This window comes from Microbacterium sp. K2 (assembly GCF_051365005.1).
GTDB lineage: Bacteria > Actinomycetota > Actinomycetes > Actinomycetales > Microbacteriaceae > Microbacterium > Microbacterium foliorum_B.
This window is the reverse complement of record NZ_JBLWII010000001.1, coordinates 938,950-958,966: the sequence shown is the minus strand read 5'-3', so window position 1 is coordinate 958,966 and position 20,017 is coordinate 938,950. Positions and strand designations below refer to the sequence as shown.

19 protein-coding genes are annotated in these 20,017 nt (G+C 67.5%); 11 read left to right on the top strand and 8 right to left on the bottom strand.

The window, feature by feature from the left end; all coding sequences use genetic code 11:
* Complete coding sequence (locus tag ACLKOY_RS04900) at positions 1 to 1,227, top strand: pyridoxal phosphate-dependent aminotransferase (protein ID WP_363571095.1); 1,227 nt, start codon at positions 1 to 3, stop codon at positions 1,225 to 1,227.
* On the opposite strand, the gene ACLKOY_RS04895 is transcribed toward ACLKOY_RS04900, so the two are convergent.
* Together ACLKOY_RS04895 and ACLKOY_RS04890 are read right to left on the bottom strand one after the other, a co-directional pair.
* Entirely contained in the window at positions 1,151 to 2,392 is a 1,242-nt protein-coding gene (locus ACLKOY_RS04895) for an AAA family ATPase (protein WP_436452668.1), read from the bottom strand. The genes ACLKOY_RS04900 and ACLKOY_RS04895 overlap by 77 nt on opposite strands.
* On the bottom strand, positions 2,389 to 3,009 hold the full coding sequence (locus ACLKOY_RS04890; RefSeq protein WP_436452667.1) for an SAF domain-containing protein: 621 nt from the start codon (positions 3,007 to 3,009) through the stop codon (positions 2,389 to 2,391). The genes ACLKOY_RS04895 and ACLKOY_RS04890 overlap by 4 nt, the downstream gene beginning before the upstream one ends.
* 97 nt (positions 3,010 to 3,106) lie before the next feature.
* Here ACLKOY_RS04890 and ACLKOY_RS04885 point away from each other — a divergent pair, with 97 nt between their 5' ends.
* Entirely contained in the window at positions 3,107 to 3,385 is a 279-nt protein-coding gene (locus tag ACLKOY_RS04885) for a helix-turn-helix domain-containing protein (protein WP_436452666.1), read from the top strand.
* On the opposite strand, the gene ACLKOY_RS04880 is transcribed toward ACLKOY_RS04885, so the two are convergent.
* Entirely contained in the window at positions 3,373 to 4,071 is a 699-nt protein-coding gene (locus tag ACLKOY_RS04880; RefSeq protein ID WP_436452665.1) for a hypothetical protein, read from the bottom strand. The genes ACLKOY_RS04885 and ACLKOY_RS04880 overlap by 13 nt on opposite strands.
* 40 nt (positions 4,072 to 4,111) lie before the next feature.
* On the opposite strand from ACLKOY_RS04880, the gene ACLKOY_RS04875 reads away from it, so the two are divergent.
* Both ACLKOY_RS04875 and ACLKOY_RS04870 read left to right on the top strand, forming a co-directional pair.
* A complete protein-coding gene (locus ACLKOY_RS04875) occupies positions 4,112 to 4,498 on the top strand; it encodes an Rv3235 family protein (RefSeq protein WP_181164351.1) in 387 nt (128 codons plus the stop codon).
* Positions 4,499 to 4,522: 24 nt separating this feature from the next.
* Positions 4,523 to 6,007, top strand: coding sequence for a sensor histidine kinase (locus ACLKOY_RS04870; RefSeq protein WP_140036727.1), 1,485 nt, complete (start codon positions 4,523 to 4,525; stop codon positions 6,005 to 6,007).
* Between the two features lie 75 nt (positions 6,008 to 6,082).
* On the opposite strand, the gene ACLKOY_RS04865 is transcribed toward ACLKOY_RS04870, so the two are convergent.
* Positions 6,083 to 6,331, bottom strand: coding sequence for a WhiB family transcriptional regulator (locus tag ACLKOY_RS04865; RefSeq protein WP_028503730.1), 249 nt, complete (start codon positions 6,329 to 6,331; stop codon positions 6,083 to 6,085).
* A gap of 235 nt (positions 6,332 to 6,566) precedes the next feature.
* Between ACLKOY_RS04865 and ACLKOY_RS04860 the strand changes: the two genes are divergently transcribed.
* Positions 6,567 to 6,950 carry a hypothetical protein gene (locus ACLKOY_RS04860; RefSeq protein WP_436452664.1) on the top strand — a complete coding sequence of 128 codons (384 nt, stop codon included), beginning with the start codon at positions 6,567 to 6,569 and terminating at the stop codon, positions 6,948 to 6,950.
* Between the two features lie 3 nt (positions 6,951 to 6,953).
* Here ACLKOY_RS04860 and bcp read toward each other — a convergent pair whose 3' ends face one another.
* The 3 genes from bcp to aroA are packed head-to-tail and all read right to left on the bottom strand — an operon-like array spanning position 6,954 to position 9,829.
* Positions 6,954 to 7,427 carry a thioredoxin-dependent thiol peroxidase gene (bcp, locus tag ACLKOY_RS04855; protein ID WP_363571082.1) on the bottom strand — a complete coding sequence of 158 codons (474 nt, stop codon included), beginning with the start codon at positions 7,425 to 7,427 and terminating at the stop codon, positions 6,954 to 6,956.
* Positions 7,428 to 7,436: 9 nt separating this feature from the next.
* A complete protein-coding gene (rsgA, locus tag ACLKOY_RS04850) occupies positions 7,437 to 8,507 on the bottom strand; it encodes a ribosome small subunit-dependent GTPase A (protein WP_436452663.1) in 1,071 nt (356 codons plus the stop codon).
* Positions 8,504 to 9,829 (bottom strand): 3-phosphoshikimate 1-carboxyvinyltransferase, encoded by a 1,326-nt coding sequence (aroA, locus tag ACLKOY_RS04845; protein ID WP_363571080.1) that lies wholly within the window; start codon positions 9,827 to 9,829, stop codon positions 8,504 to 8,506. Before aroA ends, rsgA begins: the two co-directional genes overlap by 4 nt.
* Before the next feature lie 69 nt (positions 9,830 to 9,898).
* Between aroA and ACLKOY_RS04840 the strand changes: the two genes are divergently transcribed.
* Genes ACLKOY_RS04840 through ACLKOY_RS04830 form a run of 3 tightly spaced genes read left to right on the top strand, consistent with a single transcriptional unit; the run spans position 9,899 to position 12,142 of the window.
* Positions 9,899 to 10,561 carry a sigma-70 family RNA polymerase sigma factor gene (locus tag ACLKOY_RS04840; RefSeq protein ID WP_140036732.1) on the top strand — a complete coding sequence of 221 codons (663 nt, stop codon included), beginning with the start codon at positions 9,899 to 9,901 and terminating at the stop codon, positions 10,559 to 10,561.
* Positions 10,558 to 10,803, top strand: coding sequence for a zf-HC2 domain-containing protein (locus ACLKOY_RS04835; RefSeq protein WP_056376255.1), 246 nt, complete (start codon positions 10,558 to 10,560; stop codon positions 10,801 to 10,803). Before ACLKOY_RS04840 ends, ACLKOY_RS04835 begins: the two co-directional genes overlap by 4 nt.
* Positions 10,804 to 10,843: 40 nt before the next feature.
* Positions 10,844 to 12,142 (top strand): GNAT family N-acetyltransferase, encoded by a 1,299-nt coding sequence (locus tag ACLKOY_RS04830; RefSeq protein WP_436452662.1) that lies wholly within the window; start codon positions 10,844 to 10,846, stop codon positions 12,140 to 12,142.
* A gap of 84 nt (positions 12,143 to 12,226) precedes the next feature.
* On the opposite strand, the gene ACLKOY_RS04825 is transcribed toward ACLKOY_RS04830, so the two are convergent.
* Positions 12,227 to 15,910: a multifunctional oxoglutarate decarboxylase/oxoglutarate dehydrogenase thiamine pyrophosphate-binding subunit/dihydrolipoyllysine-residue succinyltransferase subunit gene (locus ACLKOY_RS04825; protein ID WP_140036734.1), complete on the bottom strand. Its 3,684-nt coding sequence runs from the start codon at positions 15,908 to 15,910 to the stop codon at positions 12,227 to 12,229.
* Between the two features lie 159 nt (positions 15,911 to 16,069).
* On the opposite strand from ACLKOY_RS04825, the gene ACLKOY_RS04820 reads away from it, so the two are divergent.
* The 3 genes from ACLKOY_RS04820 (at position 16,070) to ACLKOY_RS04810 (ending at position 20,013) form a co-directional block, all read left to right on the top strand.
* Complete coding sequence (locus ACLKOY_RS04820; RefSeq protein WP_436452661.1) at positions 16,070 to 17,524, top strand: GuaB1 family IMP dehydrogenase-related protein; 1,455 nt, start codon at positions 16,070 to 16,072, stop codon at positions 17,522 to 17,524.
* 114 nt (positions 17,525 to 17,638) lie between these two features.
* Positions 17,639 to 18,955, top strand: a complete 1,317-nt coding sequence (locus tag ACLKOY_RS04815; protein WP_436452660.1) for a hemolysin family protein — start codon at positions 17,639 to 17,641, stop codon at positions 18,953 to 18,955.
* Positions 18,952 to 20,013 carry a hemolysin family protein gene (locus tag ACLKOY_RS04810; protein WP_363571070.1) on the top strand — a complete coding sequence of 354 codons (1,062 nt, stop codon included), beginning with the start codon at positions 18,952 to 18,954 and terminating at the stop codon, positions 20,011 to 20,013. Before ACLKOY_RS04815 ends, ACLKOY_RS04810 begins: the two co-directional genes overlap by 4 nt.
* The last annotated feature ends 4 nt before the right edge of the window (positions 20,014 to 20,017 follow it).

Below are 20,017 nucleotides of genomic sequence, written 5' to 3'. Positions count from 1 at the left end.
ATGACACCAAAGCGCCACTTCGACCAGTCGTCGAAGCTCAAGAACGTCCTGTACGAGATCCGTGGAAACACGCTCGTCGAGGCGGCGCGGCTCGAGGCCGAGGGGCACCGGATCCTCAAGCTCAACACGGGCAACCCTGCCATCTTCGGCTTCGAGGCACCCCACCAGATCGTGCACGACATGCTCGCGGCGCTTCCGACCGCTCACGGGTACAGCGACAGCAAGGGGATCATCTCGGCGCGCCGCGCCGTGGTCAGCCGGTACGAGGAGATCCCCGGGTTCCCCCGGTTCGATCCCGAGGACGTCTTCCTCGGCAACGGTGTGTCCGAGCTCATCACGATGACGATGCAGGCGCTTCTCGACGAGGGCGACGAGGTGCTCATCCCGGCACCCGACTATCCGCTGTGGACCGCCATGACGAGTCTGGCCGACGGCACCCCGGTGCACTACCTCTGCGACGAGGACAACGGCTGGCAGCCCGACCTCGAGGACATCCGGTCGAAGATCACCCCTCGCACCAAAGCCCTCGTGATCATCAACCCCAACAACCCGACCGGCGTCGTCTACTCACGCGAGGTCCTCGAGGGGATGGTTCAGATCGCGAGAGAGAACCAGCTGCTGCTGCTCTCCGACGAGATCTACGACCGCATCCTGTTCGACGGTGCGGTGCACATCCCGACGGCCACGTTGGCGCCCGATCTTCTGTGCCTGACCTTCAACGGACTCTCGAAGACGTATCGAGTCGCCGGATTCCGGTCCGGATGGCTTGTGATCACCGGGCCTCAGGACCACGCGAAGGGTTTCCTCGAGGGGATCAACCTGCTCGCATCCACGCGCCTCTGCCCGAACGTGCCCGCGCAGTACGCGGTGCAGGCGGCTCTCGGGGGAGTGCAGTCGATCGATTCCCTGATCGCTCCGACCGGACGACTGCACGAGCAGCGCGACATCGCGTGGGAAGGGCTCGAGTCGATCCCCGGCGTCTCCTGCGTCAAGCCCGTCGGAGCTCTGTACGCCTTCCCTCGTCTCGACCCGAATGTCCACGAGATCAGGGACGATGCGAAGCTGGTCTACGACCTGCTGGTCTCCGAGCACATCCTGCTCGTGCAGGGGACCGGTTTCAACTGGCCGACGCCCGATCACCTCAGGCTCGTCACGCTTCCCGAGCCTCGCGTGCTCGCAGAAGCCGTCGAGCGCCTCGGGAACTTCCTCTCGAGCTACCGCCAGTAGGCGGCTGCGACACCGTAGAGGCGTACGTCTCTGCGATGCGACGCACGCCGGCGACCAGTGTCGAACGCGGGGTGAGATCAGCCATCGGCCGCGCGTGGAGCAGAGCGGAGTCGGCGGCGCGCTGATCGAACGGCAGGAACGCGATGTCGGTGATGCCCGCGAATCTCTCGAGAGTGCGTCGGATCTGACCACGCGCGTCGATGCCCAGGGGGCCGGGCCGCACGCGGTTCACGACGACCCTGACGGGTGTGGGGGTCGTGAGTCTTCTGAGCTCGGCATGTTCTCTCACGAAGCGACTGATGCCGAGGGGGTCGGCTGACGCGACAGCGATGATCGAATCCGCCTCCTGCAGCACAGCGACGGTGGCCGCGTGGCGGCGCGGTCCGGTGAGGTCGTAGGTGGCCTCATCGTCTGCGTCGAAGGCGCTCGCCACGTCGACGACGGTCTCGTCCGCCCAGCTGCGGCACGCGCGCAGAGTGGTCTGCAGGCGGCGGGCTCCCAGCTCCGGCCAGCGACCTGGGCGATTGATGCCGCCGAGGACCTCGATCTCTCCGGCGCTGGTCTCGAGGATCGTCGCGAGCCGCGTGAGCTCAGCCGAGTCGAGTGCGCCGAGTTCTGCGCGTCGGCACGCTGCGGCGATGCCGGGCGCATCGTCGCTGAGCCCCAGAAGGAGCGCGAGTGACGGCGCGACGGTGTCGGCATCCACCAGGGCGGTGCGCCGACCCGTCCGACAGAGTTCGACGGCGAGCTGGATCGCGATGGTCGACCTTCCGGGTGCCCCGGAAGGGCCCCACACGGCCGTCACACGATGCGGAGGTGATGCGGCACCCTCGACGGCGTCGGGGATGTCAGCGGTCAGCGCCGCCGCGACCTCCCAGCCGCTCGCATCCGGCGGGAGTGCAGTGGCGAGTCCGTAGCGCCCGAGCAGTCTGCTGTCGCCGTCGCCGAGCGAGATGATCCGCACGCCTGCCCTGTCGCACTCAGCGATGAGCTCGGGCGTCAGAACCGCGCGGGTGGCGGTGACGATGGCGGCATCGACGCCTTCGGGCAGAGGGAGGATCCTGCTCGGCTGGACGACGGAGACCACACTGATGCCCTCCATCTCCAGCTCGGCGGCCAAGACGCGCGCGCGGGTTTCCGGAACGGCGATGATGACCGAGGTCATGAGGCCGAACCGATCGGCACGACGGAGAGCGCGGAGCCGCCGGTGATCGCTGCCAGCACCTCAGGGACGTCCGTTCGGTCGATCACCACCTCAGCGGTGCTTCCCTCCGCAGCGAGCATCCCCTCCGTCTTCGTGACCGATGCGACGACCGCGTCGGCCACGAGGATGCGAGGGGGACTCTGACTGCCGTCGTCGCCGACCGGTGGCGAGTGCCAGAGCTCGATGACGCTCCCGGCGGCGACCTCGGCCGGGATCCCCGTGCTGCTCTTGACGACGATCGTGGTCGTCCTGTCGGCGTCGGCGTCCTCGACCGCAGAGGTCGCCAGGAGCTCTCCTTCGACGAGTGTGCGGGACGCGATTTGACCGGGTCGGAGCTCCTGCGGTGCCAGGTAGCGGTCCGTGACAGTGCCGAGGCCGACTTCGACCACCTGGAAGTCGCCCGAGGCGAGCGCTTCGCCGAGCGCGATCGTGCGCGTCGCCTGAAGCACAGGGGTCGTGGTGCCGGAGGAGGAGACGACGGCCCAGACGCCGCCGATCGACAACGCGACGACGGCGATGCCGATCAGGAAGCGCGCGTCACCCCAGACGGCGCGACGGGAACGGACGAACTTGCTCATGCCGACATGGTCACAGAAATCGATGCGGCTGCTCGAGACTTATCCACAGCATCGGATCGGCGCTGGCGCTCCGGCACGGCAGGAGGAGAATGGGAGCATGCCTCATTCCTCTCAGCCCGCGCAAGGCTTCCTCGCTCCGGCGCAGGTGGCGGAGCTGCTGAGCATCGAGGTAGACGAGGTCGTCGAACTCGTCTACGAGGGTCGTCTGCGCGGATCCAAGCTCGGCGCGCCGGCCAGATGGCGCATCGAGGCGTCGAGTCTTTCGGAGTATCTCGCCGAGCAGTCGGAGGAGGCCAGACGCATGGCGCTGTGGCGACAGGCTAACGAGGCGAGTTTTCCGGAGGTCTGGGGTACTTCTCACCGTCACGGCATCTGATCTCCGGCGGTCTGCACCGAGGCCACCGTGGCGAACGGGATCATCTGAAAGCTCCGCACCGCCGAGGCGATTCGCGCCTCGCCCGGATCGTGCAGAGCGAGATCCAGATGATCCGCTCCCGCCCTGTCGATCGTTCCGTGCACGTCTGAGTCGTCGACGCCGACGATCCTCACCGGAACCCGCCGTCGGGCGAGATCACGCAGAACGAACCCGAGCGACATGCGCTCGCGGAGGACGGGCGCGGAGCCTCCTGCATCGTCCAGACTCGACAGCAGCAGGCCGTGGTCGACGGTCAGCCCGCGCACCGCGTGCAACGGGACGATCAGGGTCGATCGCTTGGTCGTCGATTCCTCGGCCTGTGCGATCGTGGCGGCGATCCAGTCGGAGCCGAGCGCGTCCAGCCGGGCACGAACCCGTCTTCCGCCCGGCAGATCGAGGGTCGCCGGAGCTGCTGACGCGCAGAGTAGCCTCAGGCGGCTGCGAAGTTCGAGCCGCGAGATGCGCAATCGCTCGGATTCGGCGTCGAGCGCCGCACGCTCGCTCTCCCACTCTGAGGCGAGCTGGCCTTCGAGGTCTTCGAACAGTCGATCCCAGTGCACGCGCCCCACCGTAAATGATGTCCAGTCGGGCATGTACGAGTTATCCACATAGATCACGAACGCGGCCCGGACGACGACCGTGCGCATGCTCTACTTGGCGCAGTCTTCCCGATGGAGAGTGCCTCAGATGATGCTTCACGAGTACTTCGCCCCACAGCCGACGCCTCGCGCGGAGCTTCCGGACCCGCATCCGCTGCTGCGGAGCCTGACGCAGGGCGTGCTCGAGGTGCTCGCGGGAGTCAGAGAAGTCGATCAGCTCGCCCGCTGGTTCAATGAAGACGCGTACCGGAGCCTGGTGACGCGGGCGAACCTCTCGGCGAGGGCGCGCAGCGCGAGGGGGGTCTCGCCTGCGCGCCCGACTTTCGAGATCCTGTCGATCCGCGTGACAGAACCTGTCGACGGCAAGGTCGAAGCGGTGGTGGTCGTCGCTGGTCCGGGCCGTACCCGGGCGGTGGCGATCCGCCTCGAAGGACTCGACCGTCGCTGGCGTGCGACGTCGCTGGCCGTTCTCTGAGCCGGCGCGCTCTAGGCTGGTGGGGTGTCAACGCTCAGCGACCTCGCCAATGCCCAGGGCCGTCTTGCCGACAACGATGTCGAGTGGCTGCACCGACTCGCCGGTGACGGTCAGCTTCTCGCGGACCTCGCTTCGGCGGACATCGTGGTCTGGATCGAGACCGACGACGGATCCTTCGTCGCCGTCGCGCACGCACGTCCGAGCGGAGCAGCCACTCTGTTCTACCGGGACATCGTCGGCGAGCGAGTGCGCCCTCAGTGGCGCACGCAGGTGCAGGGGGCGTTCGATTCGGCGAAGATCGTGGACTCGTCTTCACCGGACTGGTTCGAAGAGACACCGACGCGGGTCAGAGCGGTGCCGATCGTCAACGAACGCCGCGGCGCTGAGCACCAGGCCGTTGTCATCGGCGTCGTCACCCGGCACACGAACCTCGGCGAGGCTCGGACTCCGTCTCGGCAGCAGATCACGTTCGACGAGTGCGCCAACGACATCTTCCGCATGATCGCCGACGGCAGCTTTCCGGATCCCGCGGCTCCGACATCTCCTCGTCGCGGCGCGCCGCGGGCGTCGGACGGCCTGATCCGCATCGATGTCGACGGGATCACGACGTTCGCCAGCCCGAACGCGCTCTCGGCGTTCAATCGCATGGGGTTCGATGACGAGCTCGAGGGCGAATCGCTCGCGGAGGTCACCACGAGGCTCGTGCCGCCGTCTCGGCAGGTCGACGAGTCTCTGCCCGTCGTCGTGACCGGACGTGCACCGTGGCGGACCGACATCGAAGCGCGCGGCGTCACGGTCTCGCTGCGGGCGATTCCGCTGAAGGATCACGGCACCCGCATCGGCGCGATCCTTCTGTGCCGCGATGTGTCGGAGCTGCGACACCAGGAGCAGGAGCTGATCACCAAGGACGCGACGATTCGCGAGATCCACCACCGGGTCAAGAACAATCTGCAGACCGTCGCGTCGCTGCTTCGCATCCAGGCGCGACGCACGCACTCCGATGAGGCACGCGATGCGCTGACGCAGGCGATGAGACGCGTCGATTCGATCGCCGTCGTGCACGACACGCTGGCCCAGGGACTGACGCAGAAGGTCGACTTCGACGAGGTGTTCCATCGCGTCCTCAAGCTGGTGGCCGAGGTCGCGTCGGCGCCGAACACCCGTGCGCGCACACGGTCGACGGGCCGCTTCGGCGTCCTGCCGAGCGAATACGCGACACCGCTGGCGCTCGCTCTCACCGAGGTCGTCACGAACGCCGTCGAGCATGGCCTCGCAGGGCAGGAGGGCATGGTCACGATCGATGCCGCGCGCACCGAGGAGAATCTGCGCGTCACGGTGCACGACACCGGGAAGGGCCTGCCGGAGGGGCGGATCGGTCAGGGGCTCGGGACGCAGATCATCCGCACCCTCATTCAGGGCGAGCTCAGCGGATCGATCGAGTGGCGGGGGAGCGAAGGCGAGGGCACCGAGGTCGTCATCGACATTCCGCTCCGCTGGCTGACCAAGTAGTCGGATAGCCCCACGCGGCACCGAGCGGAGACAGAGAAGCGGCCCGAGACATCGTCTCGGGCCGCTTCTCGATGTTCAGGAGGCGCGACGGGCGCGAGCGGCGCGGCGCTTGAGGGCCCGGCGCTCGTCTTCGGAGAGGCCGCCCCACACGCCCGAGTCCTGGCTGGACTCGAGGGCGTACTGCAGGCAGATCTCAGTCACCGTGCAGGTGGCGCAGACGGTCTTCGCCTTCTCGATCTGGTCGACGGCCGGACCGGTGTTCCCGACAGGGAAGAACAGCTCGGGGTCGACAGTCAGGCAGGCGGCCTTATCGCGCCAGTCCATGGGGGCTCCTCGGTGTGGTTTTTCAGAAATCATCGCATTGCGACGACTCGGATTTCGGGTGCAGATCGGGTTCAGCTACCCTGTATGAGATACGGACGGATGCCCGCTTTCTGTGATGCGAGCGCGAAGCCCGCCCCACGCCGCTGTGGGAGCACATGACGCTGTCTATTCTGTTACATGAAACCGGCGAAATCAAGGGTTTCCGCCGTTCTCATTCGATTCTCAGGAGACAACAGTGCGCTCACCCGGCCTCGCTCTGGCGGCTTCCGCGGTTCTCGCGGCAGAGGGTGCCGCACTGATCGTCTTCGCCCTCATCGAACTCGCCGGTCTCGGCGCAGGTGATGCCGCATCGCTGCCGACGGCGCTCGCCCTCATCGTGCTGACGTTCATCGGCGCTGTCGCCCTCTTCGCCTTCGCGATCGGGACCAGGACGGGCCGTTCATGGGCGCGCTCGGGCGGTGTCGTCTTCCAGGTGCTCGCCATCGCGATCGCGCTCGCCTCGCTCACGCTGCAGCCGGTCGCCTGGGCGTTCACCGTCGGCGTCGGCCTGCCGGCGCTGCTGTGCTTCGCATTGCTGATCGCGAGCACGCGCGCCGAGAACGAGCGCCCGGCGGAGTGAGTCTCAGGCGTCGATGCCGAGCAGCTTGCGCAGACGCGCGACGTGCCCTGTGGCCTTGACGTTGTACTGAGCGAGGGTGATCGTGCCCTCCTCATCGAGCACGAAGGTCGAGCGGATGACACCCTCTACGACCTTGCCGTAGTTCATCTTCTCGCCCCAGACGCCGTATGCGGTGTGCACGGAGTGGTCCGGGTCGCTGAGAAGGGTGAAGGTCAGACCGTCGCGCTCGCGGAACTCGGCGAGCTTCGCAGGCTCGTCGCGCGAGACCCCGATCACGCGGTATCCGGCGCCCTCGAGCGAAGCGATGCTGTCGCGGAAGTCGCAGGCCTGCGTCGTGCAGCCGGGCGTCATGGCAGCCGGATAGAAGTAGAGCACGGTCTTCTGGCCGCGCAGATCGTCGAGTCGGACGGTCGCGCCGTCCTGGTCGAGGAGAGCGAAGTCGGGGGCAGCGGATCCGGAGTCGAGGCGCACAGTCACACGCTCAGCCTACCGGCCGGGCGTCTGCTCCGCCTTGTCGGCGAAGGTCTGCAGAAGCCGCTGCAGCGAGTCCAGGCGCGCTCGTCCCGTCTCGCTCAGCTCGCCGCTCTCGGCTGCTTCGATGAGCGCGCAGTCCGGAGCATCCGCGAGGTGGGTGCATCCGCGCGGGCACTTCTCGGCGATCTCCGCCAGCTCTGTGAAGGCGGCGAGGATGTTCGCGGGGTTCACGTGCCCCAGACCGAAGGATCGGACGCCGGGGGTGTCGATCACCCAGCCGTTGCCCTTCGGGCTGACGTATCGCAGCGAGACGGTCGACGACGAGGTGTGTCGGCCGCGGCCGGTGACCTGGTTGACGTGCCCTGTGGCACGGAGGGCGCTGGGCACCAGCGCGTTCACGAGCGTCGACTTGCCCACACCGGAGTGTCCGACGAAGACCGTGGAGTGTCCGACGAGGGCAGCGCCGATCTCGTCGACGGGCATCTCATCCTGCGCACTGGTGAAGACGCGCAGATCGAGTCCGTCGAAATGCGACAGGAAGGTGCTGGGGTCGGCCAGGTCCGTCTTCGTGACGACGAGGAGCGGACGGACACCGGCATCCAACGCGGCCACCAGGTAGCGGTCGACCAGGCGGGCACGCGGCTCGGGGTCGGCGGCGGCGACGACGACGAGCATCTGATCGGCGTTCGCGACGATGACCCGCTCGACCTGATCGGTGTCGTCGGCGCTGCGTCGCAGGAGGGAGGTGCGGTCGGCGATGCCGATGATCCGGCCCAGAGTGCCGTCTTCGCCCGAGACGTCGCCGACGACCTTCGCAAGATCACCGGTGACGATCGGGTTCCTACGGAGCTCCCGTGCCCGTGCCGCGGTGATCATGCGCTCGTCAGGCGTGTCCTCATCGATCAGGACCGAGTACCGACCACGGTCCACCCCGAGGACGCGGCCGATCTGCGCGTCCTCGTGAGCCGGCCGTCGCTTGGTGCGGGGGCGGTTGGCCTTCGGGTTCGGGCGGGTGCGGATGCTGCTCTCGTCATAGTCCTCGAAGTCGTCCTCGAGGTCGTCGGAGTCGTCGAGCCAGCTCACCTGGATGCGCCCCGCAGCATCCGCTCCCACAGGAGGGTGAACTCCGGGAGAGTCTTGGACGTGGTGCCGATGTCGTCGATCTCGACGCCGGGGACCCGCAGGCCGATGAGGGCTCCCGTCGTCGCCATCCGATGGTCGTGGTGCGCTGCCCAGCGGCCACCGTGCAGCGGTCGCGGAATGATGCGCAGGCCGTCGGATAGCTCTTCCGCCTCGCCGCCGAGGGCGCGGATGTCGCCGATGAGAGCTGCGATGCGATCTGTCTCGTGGAGTCGGATGTGACCGATACCGCGGATAGTGGTGGGGCCGGATGCGAAAGCAGCGAGCCCGACGAGCGTCGGGGTCAGCTCGCTCGCCGCCGACAGATCCATGTCGAGCCCGCGGATCTCGGTTCCCGCCCTGACCGTCAGCGTTCCGCTGTGACGGCCGACGTGCGCGCCCATGGCCTGCAGGATCTCGGGAAGCAGAGCGCCCGGCTGGGTGGAGTGCACCGGCCAACCCGGCACCGATACCGCGCCCCCCGTGACCAGTGCCGCGGCGAGGAACGGGGCGGCGTTCGAGAGATCGGGCTCGATGGCGATCTCCTTGGCGCGTGGCACGCCGGCCTCCACCAGCCACTCGCCCGTCGCGGGGCGCTCGATCCGGATGCCGCGACGGCTCAGCGCCTCGATGGTCATGTCGATGTGAGGCAGACTCGGCAGATGCTCGCCGGTGTGCACGAGGTGCAGACCGACGTCGAAGCGCGGGGCGGCGAGCAGGAGCCCCGAGACGAACTGGCTGGATGCCGAGGCGTCGATCTCGATGCGTCCGCCGCGGATGCGCCCGTGGCCGCGGACGGTGAACGGCAGGGCCCATGTGCCCTCGTCGTCGATGTCGACTCCGAGGTCGCGGAGTGCGCTGATGAGGCCGCCCATCGGCCGGTGCAGGGCCGTCTCGTGTGCGGTGAGGTGCACATCGTGCTGGGCGAGCCCGGCCAGCGGCGCGATGAAGCGCATCACGGTGCCGGCCTGACCGCAGTCGATCGTGGTGCCGCCCACGAGCTTGGCCGGAGTGATCGCGAGGTCGGGCCCGAACTCTCCGTTGCCGTCGATCTCTTCGATGCCGACGCCCAGGGCGCGGAGGGCGTCGATCATGCGTCGGGAGTCGTCGGAGTGCAGCGGGGCGATGAGCCTGCCCGGTCCGTCCGCTATGGCGGCGATGATGAGCTCGCGATTGGTGAGCGATTTCGAGCCGGGGATGGTCACGGTCGCATGGACGGCTGCAGTGCTCGTCGGCGCGACATAGACGCCCTGGACAGGGGAGGGGGAATACCTGTTCGCGCTCATCGGTTCCCACCTTAGTAAACGCGAGTGTCCGAACGATCGAATATGGGCGCACGCCGACAAGGAGAGAGCATGCTCGCAACGCTGGAACGCGAGTCGGTCGACCTCACCCGCCTAGACTGGCCGGTGATGGATGACACGGCAACCGCAGAGACGGTCAGCGACCCTCGACGCGAATTCGAGGAACAGGCGATCCCGTTCATGGATCAGCTCTATGCCGCGGCGATGCGCATGACGCGCAACCCGGCGGACGCTGCTGACCTCGTGCAGGAGACCTTCGTCAAGGCATACGGGTCGTGGGCGACGTTCTCGCAGGGCACGAACCTCAAGGCGTGGCTGTATCGCATCCTCACCAACACGTACATCAACATCTACCGCAAGAAGCAGCGCGAGCCGTTCCAGGGCACGATCGACGAGCTCGAGGACTGGCAGATGGGCGGTGCGGAGTCGACCACCGCGTCGCACAGCCGTTCGGCCGAGGCGGAAGCCATCGACCACATGCCTGCATCGGTCGTCAAGGACGCGCTGCAGGCCGTGCCCGAGGACTTCAGATTGGCGGTGTACCTCGCTGATGTGGAGGGCTTCGCCTATCAGGAGATCGCGGACATCATGAAGACACCCATCGGCACCGTGATGAGCCGCCTGCATCGAGGCAGGCGGATGCTGCGGGAGCTGCTGGCTGAGTACGCCGTGGAGCGGGGAATCTCTGCGGCCGACCCGAGGAGCAAGAAATGACCGACTGCGGCTGCGACAAGGCCCGCAAGGATCTTGAGGAGTACCTCCGCAACGAGGTGTGCAACACCGAGCACACCGAGATCCGTGAGCACCTCGAGAACTGCCCGTCCTGCCGGGATGAGGCGCTCGTCGCTACGACCCTCACCGAGGTCGTGGCGCGCGCATGCAAGGAGACGGCACCCGAAGAGCTGCGTGACCAGGTGTTCGCCCGGCTGCGTGAGGTGCAGGCTTCACAGCACTGACGCGGGACGCGTCTGTCACGCCTGCCCGTAGGGTGGAGGGATGACCGACGCGCTAACCGTCCCCGTTGATCCTGTGTCCGCTGGACGCCTGGCTGCGAAGAACCTCGTCTACCGACTCGTCGACAACGCGTCGGATGCTGACACCGAGGCCTTCCTGAGGGCGGAAGCACGAGGCTTCCTCGATGCCGATCCCACGCCCGAGCAGATCATCGCAGATCGCGCGCTGCTCGCGACCCGTCGCAACGTCGGTGTCTTCGAGGAGAACGCCCCTGACGGCGCCTTCCCGGTCGCCACAGTCAACTCGTGGGTCACACCCCTGACCGTGCCCGGCGGCGAGGTCGGCATGTGGGCGATCAGCGCTGTCACGGTCTCGGGCACTCACCGTCGTCGCGGCATCGCACGCAACCTGCTCGAAGGCGAGCTGCGTGCCGCCGCAGGAGCGGGTGTGGCACTCGCCGGCCTCACCGTCTCGGAGGCGACGATCTACGAGCGATACGGGTTCGCCTCGGCGATCCCCGCTGCCAAGGTGTCGATCGATGCGCCGAGAGCGGGCTGGAACGGCCCGGCGACGGATGGCCGCATCGAGTACATCGACCGCGAGACGCTTCAGAAGGACCTGTCTGCCCTGCATGAGGAGGCGCGAACACAGCGCTCCGGTCAGATCGCAGGGTGGGACGCGCGCTGGGAGCGGATCGCCGGGCTGTCTGTGGGGCACACAGCTCCGCGCGCCGTTCGTGGCGTGCGCTACGTCGACGCCGATGGAGCAGTGCGGGGTGCGATGGCCTATACGCTCAAGGAGGTGGCGGGGAGCTTCCGCGCCGACATGGAGATCCACCACCTGGCCTCGACCACGACGGACGCCCTGTCCGCGCTCTGGAGATTCGCTCTGCAGCACGACCTGGTGTCGAAGGTGATCGTCGACCTGCGTCCGATCGACGATCCGATCACCTGGCTCGTCAACGACCAGCGAGGCGTGGAACTCACTCCGCACGACCACGGGTGGCTGCGCATCCTCGACGTGTCGGCTGCGCTCAGCGCGCGTACGTACCGGGCACCCCTCGATGTGGTCTTCCGAGTCGAAGACCCTCTCGGCTTCGCCGAAGGCTCGTGGCGACTGACCTCGGATGCCGAGGGAACGGCTGACGTCACGCGCGCCGACGATGACGTGGAGGCCGACGTCGTTCTCGGCGTCGGCGCACTCTCGTCGATCTACGCGGGCGGAGTCAGCGCCGTGCGGCTGCGCGCGGCCGGCCGTCTGCGCGCATCGGCTGAGACGGCGGCATCGCTGGACGATGCGTTCCGCACGGCAGATGCCCCGCTACTGGGCATCTGGTACTGAGGGACACCCCCGCGACGACGACAGACCACACAGTGAGAGGCTCACGGGGATCCCGTGAGCCTCTCACTGTTTCTCGAATAGTCGTCAGCTGATGGTGAGCGCGTCTCGCAGGAGCTTCGCCTGCTCTGCGGCGTGCACCTTCGACGAGCCCGTCGCGGGCGATGCCGACGCGGGCCGCGACACCGGACGGAAGCTGCGGTCACCGGGGACGTCGGCGAATGCGAGAGCCAGGAACGGCCAGGCTCCCTGGTTCTCCGGCTCCTCCTGCACCCACACCAGCTCGGCGTTCGGGTAGGAGTCGGTGATGGCCTTCAGACCGTCGATCGGCGTCGGATACAGCTGCTCGAGCCGGACCAGCGCGACCTCGGGGTTCGGGTTCTTCTCGAGTTCGGCCTTGAGGTCCCAGTGCACCTTGCCCGAGTGCACGAGCACGCGCTTCACGGCGTTGCGGTCGAGACCGCGGCCGTCGTCGATAACGGGCTCGAAGCGACCCTGAGTGAAGGCCTCGACCGGGCTCGTCGCACCGCGCAGTCGCAGCATGGCCTTCGGAGTGAAGACGATGAGCGGCTTGCGCGGACGGGCGTAGGCCTGACGACGCAGCAGGTGGAAGTACGATGCGGGCGTCGAGGGGCGCGCGACGATCATGTTGTCCTGTGCGCACATCTGCAGGAAGCGCTCGATGCGCGAGGACGAGTGGTCCGGTCCCTGGCCCTCATAGCCGTGGGGGAGGAGCAGGGTGACGCTGGACTGCTGCCCCCACTTCTGCTCGGCCGCCGAGATGTACTCGTCGATGACCGACTGGGCGCCGTTCACGAAATCGCCGAACTGGGCTTCCCACAGCACGAGGGCCTCCGGCGCCTCGACCGAGTAGCCGTACTCGAAGCCGAGAGCCGCGTACTCGCTCAGGAGCGAGTCGTAGACGAAGAAGCGCCCCTGGGATTCCGACAGGTTCGACAGCGGCAGCCACTCCTGACCGTTCGCGCGGTCGTGCAGAGTCGCGTGACGCTGCACGAACGTCCCGCGGCGCGAGTCCTGCCCTGCGAGTCGGACGGGCGTGCCCTCGACGAGCAGCGAACCGAAGGCGAGCAGCTCGCCGAAGCCCCAGTCGATGTTGCCGTTGCGGCTCATGTCGAGACGCTTCTCGAGCTGCTGCTGCAGCTTGGGGTGCACGGTGAAGCCCTCGGGCTTGTTCACGAACGCGTCGCCGATGAGCTGGATGACCTCGTTCGAGACTCCGGTGATCTCCGGGGCGCCGACCTGCTCGTCCGCGGGCGGGAGGTCCTGAGGGATCTGGTTGGCGCCGGTCTCTGCGGCGTGGGTCTCTGCGAAGGCGATTTCCAGACGGTTCTGGAAGTCGGCCTTTGCCTCGTCGTACTCCTCTTCGGTGATGTCGCCACGACCGACGAGTGACTCGGTGTAGAGCTTGCGCACCGACCGCTTCGCCTGGATGAGATCGGTCATCAGCGGCTGCGTCATCGAGGGGTCGTCTCCCTCGTTGTGCCCGCGGCGGCGGTAGCAGACGAGGTCGATCACGACGTCGCGGTGGAACCTCTCGCGGTACTCGAACGCGAGCTGTGCGACATGGATGACGGCTTCGGGGTCGTCGCCGTTCACATGGAACACCGGCGCCTGGATCGTCTTCGCGACGTCGGTCGCGTATACCGAGCTGCGCGAGTCGTTGGGGAGGGTCGTGAAGCCCACCTGGTTGTTGACGACGACGTGGATCGTGCCGCCGGTGCGGTATCCCCGCAGCTGAGACATCTGCAGAGTCTCGACGACCACGCCCTGACCGGCAAACGCCGCGTCGCCGTGGACCAGGATCGGCAGCCAGGCGAACGTGCCGATCGGCTTGCGGTCCTGTTTGGCGCGGACGATGCCCTCGAGCACGCCGTCGACGGTCTCGAGGTGAGACGGGTTCGCGGCGAGGTAGACCGGGAGCTCGGACCCGTCGTCGGCGACGAAGGTGCCCTCGGTGCCGAGGTGGTACTTCACATCGCCGGAGCCGCGCTGGTTGCCGGGGGTCTGCGTTCCCTCGAACTCCTGGAACACGTGGCCGTAGGTCTTGCCGGCGATGTTCGTCAAGACGTTGAGGCGACCCCGGTGCGCCATGCCGATCGCGGCGCCCTCGAGGCCGGAGGTGGCTGCACCCTGGAGGATCTCGTCGAGCAGCGGGACGAGCGACTCGCCGCCCTCGAGCGAGAATCGCTTCTGACCGACGAACTTCGTCTGCAGGAAGGTCTCGAACGCCTCGGCCTCGTTGAGCTTGCGGAGGACCCGCAGCTGCTCGTCGTGGCCGGGCTTCTGGTACTTGACCTCGACCTTCTCCTGGAACCAGCGACGCTGCTCCGGGTCCTGGATGTGCATGTACTCGATGCCGAGCGTGCGGCAGTACGAGTCACGCAGGACGCCGAGGATGTCGCGGAGCTTGGCGACCCGACGTCCGCCGAACCCGCCGGTGACGAACTCGCGGTCGAGGTCCCAGAAGGTGAGGCCGTGGCTCTCGATCTCGAGGTCGGGGTGCGAGCGCTGGACGTACTCGAGCGGGTCGATGTCGGCCATCAGGTGTCCGCGCACGCGGAACGAGTTGATGAGCTCCTGCACGCGGGACTGCTTGTCGACGCGCTCGGCGAGGTCGACCGCGATGTCGGGGTTCCAGCGGATCGGAGAGTACGGGATGCGCAGAGCGGCGAAGATGTCGTCGTAGAAGCCGCGCTGCCCGATGAGCAGCTCGTGCACCTTCTTGAGGAACTCTCCGGAACCGGCACCCTGGATGACGCGGTGGTCGTAGGTGCTCGTCAGCGTGATGGTCTTGCCGATCGCCAGCTCGTTGAGCGTCTTCTCGCTCGCTCCCTGGAACTCCGCCGGGTACTCGAGCGCACCGGCGCCGATGATGCAGCCTTGCCCCTTCATGAGTCGGGGGACCGAATGCACGGTCCCGATGCCGCCGGGGTTGGTCAGCGACACCGTGGTGCCCTGGAAGTCGGCCGCCGTCAGCTTGTTGTTGCGGGCGCGCGTGACGAGGTCTTCGTAGGCGACGAGGTACTCGCTGAACGTCAGCGTGTCGGCGCGCTTGATGCTGGGGACCATCAGCGCGCGGGTGCCGTCGGGCTTCGGCAGGTCGATGGCGATGCCGAGGTTCACGTGCGCCGGCGCCACGACCGAGGGCTTGCCGTCGATCTCGGCGTAGAACACGTTCTGGCTGCGGAAATCGTCGAGCGTGCGGATGAGCGCCCAGCCGATGAGGTGCGTGAAGCTGATCTTGCCGCCACGGGTGCGCGCCATGTGGTTGTTGATGACGATGCGGTTGTCGATCATCAGCTTCGCGGGCACCGTGCGGACGCTGGTCGCGGTGGGGACGGTCAGGGACTCGTCCATGTTCGCGGCGAGGGTCTTGGGCAGACCGCGGAGCGGCGTGACCTTGTCTTCTTCGGCGGGCTCCGCCGACTCCGGAGCCTCGGCCTTCGCCGCGGGCTTGGGGGCCTGCGCGGGAATCGGGGCCGCAGCTGCGGGCTTGGTGGTGGTCCGCGCCACGGGCTGTGCACCGATCACGGGGATGGGCGCGGTCACCGGATGCGCGGGCTGCTCGGCAGCGGGTGCGGGAGCTGCGGTGCCGGTCGCGGCATCCGACTGGTACTTCTCGAGAATGGGCCACCATTCCTTGTCGACGGAGTCGCGGTTCACCTTGTACTGCTCGTAGAGCTCTTCGACGAGCCAGGAATTGGCTCCGAACCCCCCGTCGCCCCCGACGCCGGTCACCTGGTTCGACACGCTCGATCGCCCTCTTTCATCGCTGAAGTCCATATGTGCGCACCGGGTCGCAGGATGCGTCCGGGCCCGCACACTCTCGACTTCCAAGCCTAACGTGTTTCCTGGCGCAATCGTCGAAGGCATACGCCCTCACCGCCGCTATCTGAGTACCGTGGGGGTATGGAGTTCTCCGGTGAGTCACCCACAGTCGATCTGACCTATTCCGACGTGTTCCTCGTGCCGCGACGATCCGCGGTCACCAGCCGTCTGCAGGTCGATCTGACCCCGCAGGACGGTACTCCGGCCACCCTCCCGATCGTGGCCTCGAACATGAACTCGGTCACAGGCCCCCGGCTCGCGGCGGTGCTCGCGCGGCGTGGCGGACTCGGAGTGCTCCCTCAGGACATGCCGTTGCAGGGTCTCGATGCGGCGATCCGCGACGTCAAGGCGCAGCCGGTGCTGTGGGACACGCCGATCGTGCTGCCTCCCGAGGCATCGGTGTCGGACGCACTCCGGCTGATGCCCGCGACCGCGGGTCACGGCATCGTCGTGGCCACGGGTGAGGCTCCGTACGATGCGGAGCGGATTCTCGGCGTCCTGGCGGCGACACGGCTGGCCACGGCACTGCCGGATGCGCAGCTGGGCGACCTCGTGCACGCCGGCACGCCGTCTCTCGATGCGGATGACATCGGATCAGAGCGTCATGCGTTCGATGTGATCACCGATGCGGGCGTCGACATGGTGACGATCACGCACCACGGGCACCTCGTCGGAACCCTCAGTGCGCGCAGTGCCCTGCGGTCGACGCTGTATCGCCCGGCGATGGACGGCGACGGCCGCCTCGCCGTCGCGGCGGCGGTGGGCATCAACGGAGACGTCGCGTCCAAGGCGAAGGCCCTCGCCGACGCGGGCGTCGATGTGCTCGTGGTGGACACGGCGCACGGACACCAGGAGGGGATGCTGCGCGCGCTGAGCGCCGTCGCCGCACTGAATCTCGGCATCCCGATCGTGGCCGGCAACATCGTCACCGCCGACGGCGTCAAGGACCTCGTCGAGGCCGGCGCCTCCATCCTCAAGGTCGGCGTGGGGCCGGGCGCGATGTGCACGACGCGCATGATGACGGCCGTCGGTCGCCCGCAGTTCTCGGCTGTGCTCGAGACGGCCCAGGCCGCACAGGAGCTCGGCGCGCACGTGTGGGCGGACGGGGGAGTGCGCTACCCGCGCGATGTGGCGCTCGCGCTCGCCGCCGGTGCCGCATCGGTCATGGTCGGCTCCTGGTTCGCGGGCACGATCGAGGCGCCTGGCGAGCTGCAGAGCGACGCCGAGGGGCGCATCTACAAGGAGTCCTGGGGCATGGCCTCCACGAAGGCGGTGCAGGCCCGGTTCGGGCGTCTCGACGCGTACGAGCGCGCTCGCAAGGAGCTGTTCGCCGAGGGGATCTCGTCGTCGAAGATCTACCTCGACCCGCTGCGCCCCGGACTCGAAGATCTGCTCGACATGATCACTTCGGGCGTGCGCTCGTCATTCACGTATGCCGGTGCCTCGTCGGTGCCCGAGTTCCATGGACGGGCGCTCGTCGGGCTGCAGTCCGCCGCCGGATACGAAGAGGGCAAAGCGCTCCCGGTCAGCTGGTAGCGCTCCGTGCTGGATCGCGCTGCGATCCCGTAGAATCGTGGACACCATGGACGACCCTCCCAGTTGTAGTACATCGCCCCATTGCCCGCCTCCCCGCACCGGGAGGAACGACTGATGGACTACATCCTCTTGGGCGTGGGGCTTCTGCTCACCGTGGGCACCGGGCTGTTCGTCGCGAGCGAGTTCGCCCTGGTCAATCTCGACCGCGCCGATCTCGAGGCCCGTCAGTCCCGCGGCGAATCCCGCCTGTCGCTGACCATCAGCGCCCTCAAGCACACCTCGACCCATCTGTCGTCCGCTCAGCTGGGCATCACCCTGACGACGCTCCTGACCGGGTACACGATGGAGCCCGCGCTCTCCAACCTCCTCGGCCCGACTCTCGTGGCATGGAGCATCCCTGAGGCCGCCGTCGGCCCGATCGCGACGATCGTCGCGATGCTGGTCGCCACGGTGCTCTCGATGATCCTCGGCGAGTTGGTGCCCAAGAACTTCGCCCTGGCTCTGCCGCTTGCGACCGCCAAGCTCGTCATGCCGTTCCAGGTCGCGTTCACGACCGTCTTCAAGCCTGCCGTCGTCGTGCTCAACGGCAGTGCGAACGGCGTCCTGCGGAGCATGGGGATCGAGCCGAAGGAAGAGCTGTCGGGTGCGCGCTCCGCTGAGGAGCTCTCCTCTCTCGTGCGCCGCTCGGCGAGTGCCGGTCTGCTCGAAGCCGATACCGCGAGCCTGCTCGACCGGACGCTCACGTTCTCCCGATTGACGGCTGCCGACGTGATGACGGCTCGTCCGAGCATGCACGCCCTCGCGGCCGGCGACTCGGCCGACGACGTCATCCAGCTCGCCCGCCGGACCGGACACAGCCGATTCCCCGTCTACGACGACGATCTCGACGACATCACGGGTGTCGTGCACCTGAAGGCCGCGATCTCCGTTCCGCGTGATCGGCGAGCCGAGGTGCCGGTGGGCGCGCTCTCGACCGATCCGCTTCGCGTCCCCGAGACCGTGCACGTCGACGCGCTCATCTCCGAGCTCAGAGCCCGCGGATATCAGCTGGCCGTGGTGGTCGACGAGTACGGCGGAACAGCCGGTCTCGTCACGCTGGAAGATCTCGTGGAGGAGCTCGTGGGCGAGGTCTCGGACGAGCACGACCGCACACGCGCCGGAGTGGTCCGCGGCCGAGACGGCATCACCTTCCCAGGAGAGCTGCGGCCCGACGAGCTTCGAAGCAGGGCTGGAGTGGAGGTTCCGGAGGGTGACGTGTACGACACCGTGGCCGGCTATGTCATGAGCATCCTCGAGCGCGTCCCGTCCGTGGGCGACGAGGTCGAGCTCGACACCGGCAAGCTCCAGGTCGTCCGTATGGACGGACGCCGTGTCGACCGCATCCGATACGTCCCGAGTACGGATCTTCCCGCAGAGGTGGTCGGACGATGAACGACTGGGGAGGACTGGCCTGGCTGGTCGTGCTGCTCGTGGCGAACGCGTTCTTCGTCGGCGCCGAGTTCGCGGTGATCTCCGCGCGCCGGTCGCAGATCGAGCCGAAGGCCGACCGCGGATCGCGCGCCGCCAAGACCGCGCTCTTCGCGATGGAGCATGCGACACTCATGCTCGCGACGTCTCAGCTGGGCATCACGATCTGCTCGCTGCTGATCCTGAACGTCTCCGAACCTGCGATCCACCACCTGCTCGCCGTGCCGCTGCACGCGCTCGGCTGGTCGGACGGGGTCGTCGATGCCGTGTCCTTCGCGATCGCTCTGCTGATCGTGTCGTTCCTGCACGTGGTGTTCGGCGAGATGGTGCCGAAGAACCTCGCATTCTCGCTGCCTGAGCGAGCGGTGCTCATCCTCGCGCCGCCGCTCGTGTTCGTGTCGAAGATCTTCATGCCGGTGATCTGGGTGCTGAACGCGGCCGCCAACGGCGTGCTGCGGCTGTTCCGGGTCGAGCCGAAGAACGAGGCCGCGTCGACGTTCACGCTCGACGAGGTCGCGACGATCGTCGACCAGTCGCGGCGCGAGGGGGTGCTCACCGATACGGCGGGCACCGTGGCGGCAGCGGTGGAGTTCACCGACAAGAAGGCTCGCGATGTGGCTGTGCCGCTCAGCGATCTCGTGACGCTTCCGCAGTCGGCGACTCCGGACGACGTCGAGAAGGCCGTCGCTCGCTACGGGTTCTCGCGCTATGTGATCGTCGACGACGACGGGGTGCCTGTCGGATACGTCCACCTCAAGGACGTCCTGCGGGCATCGGACGGACCGGGTGCCGCCGAGAAGCTGGTCGAGCCGCTGCCCTCGAAGCGCATCAACCACATGGTTCCCGTGCAGGAGGACACCGATCTGGAGGACGCTCTCGCCGTGATGCGTCGAGCAGGGCGTCACCTGGCGAAGGTGCGGGACTCCCAGGGCCGCACGACCGCCGTGCTCTTCCTCGAGGACATCCTCGAGGAGCTCGTCGGCGAGGTGCAGGATGCGACCCGTCGCATCCGCGGTCACTGATCTG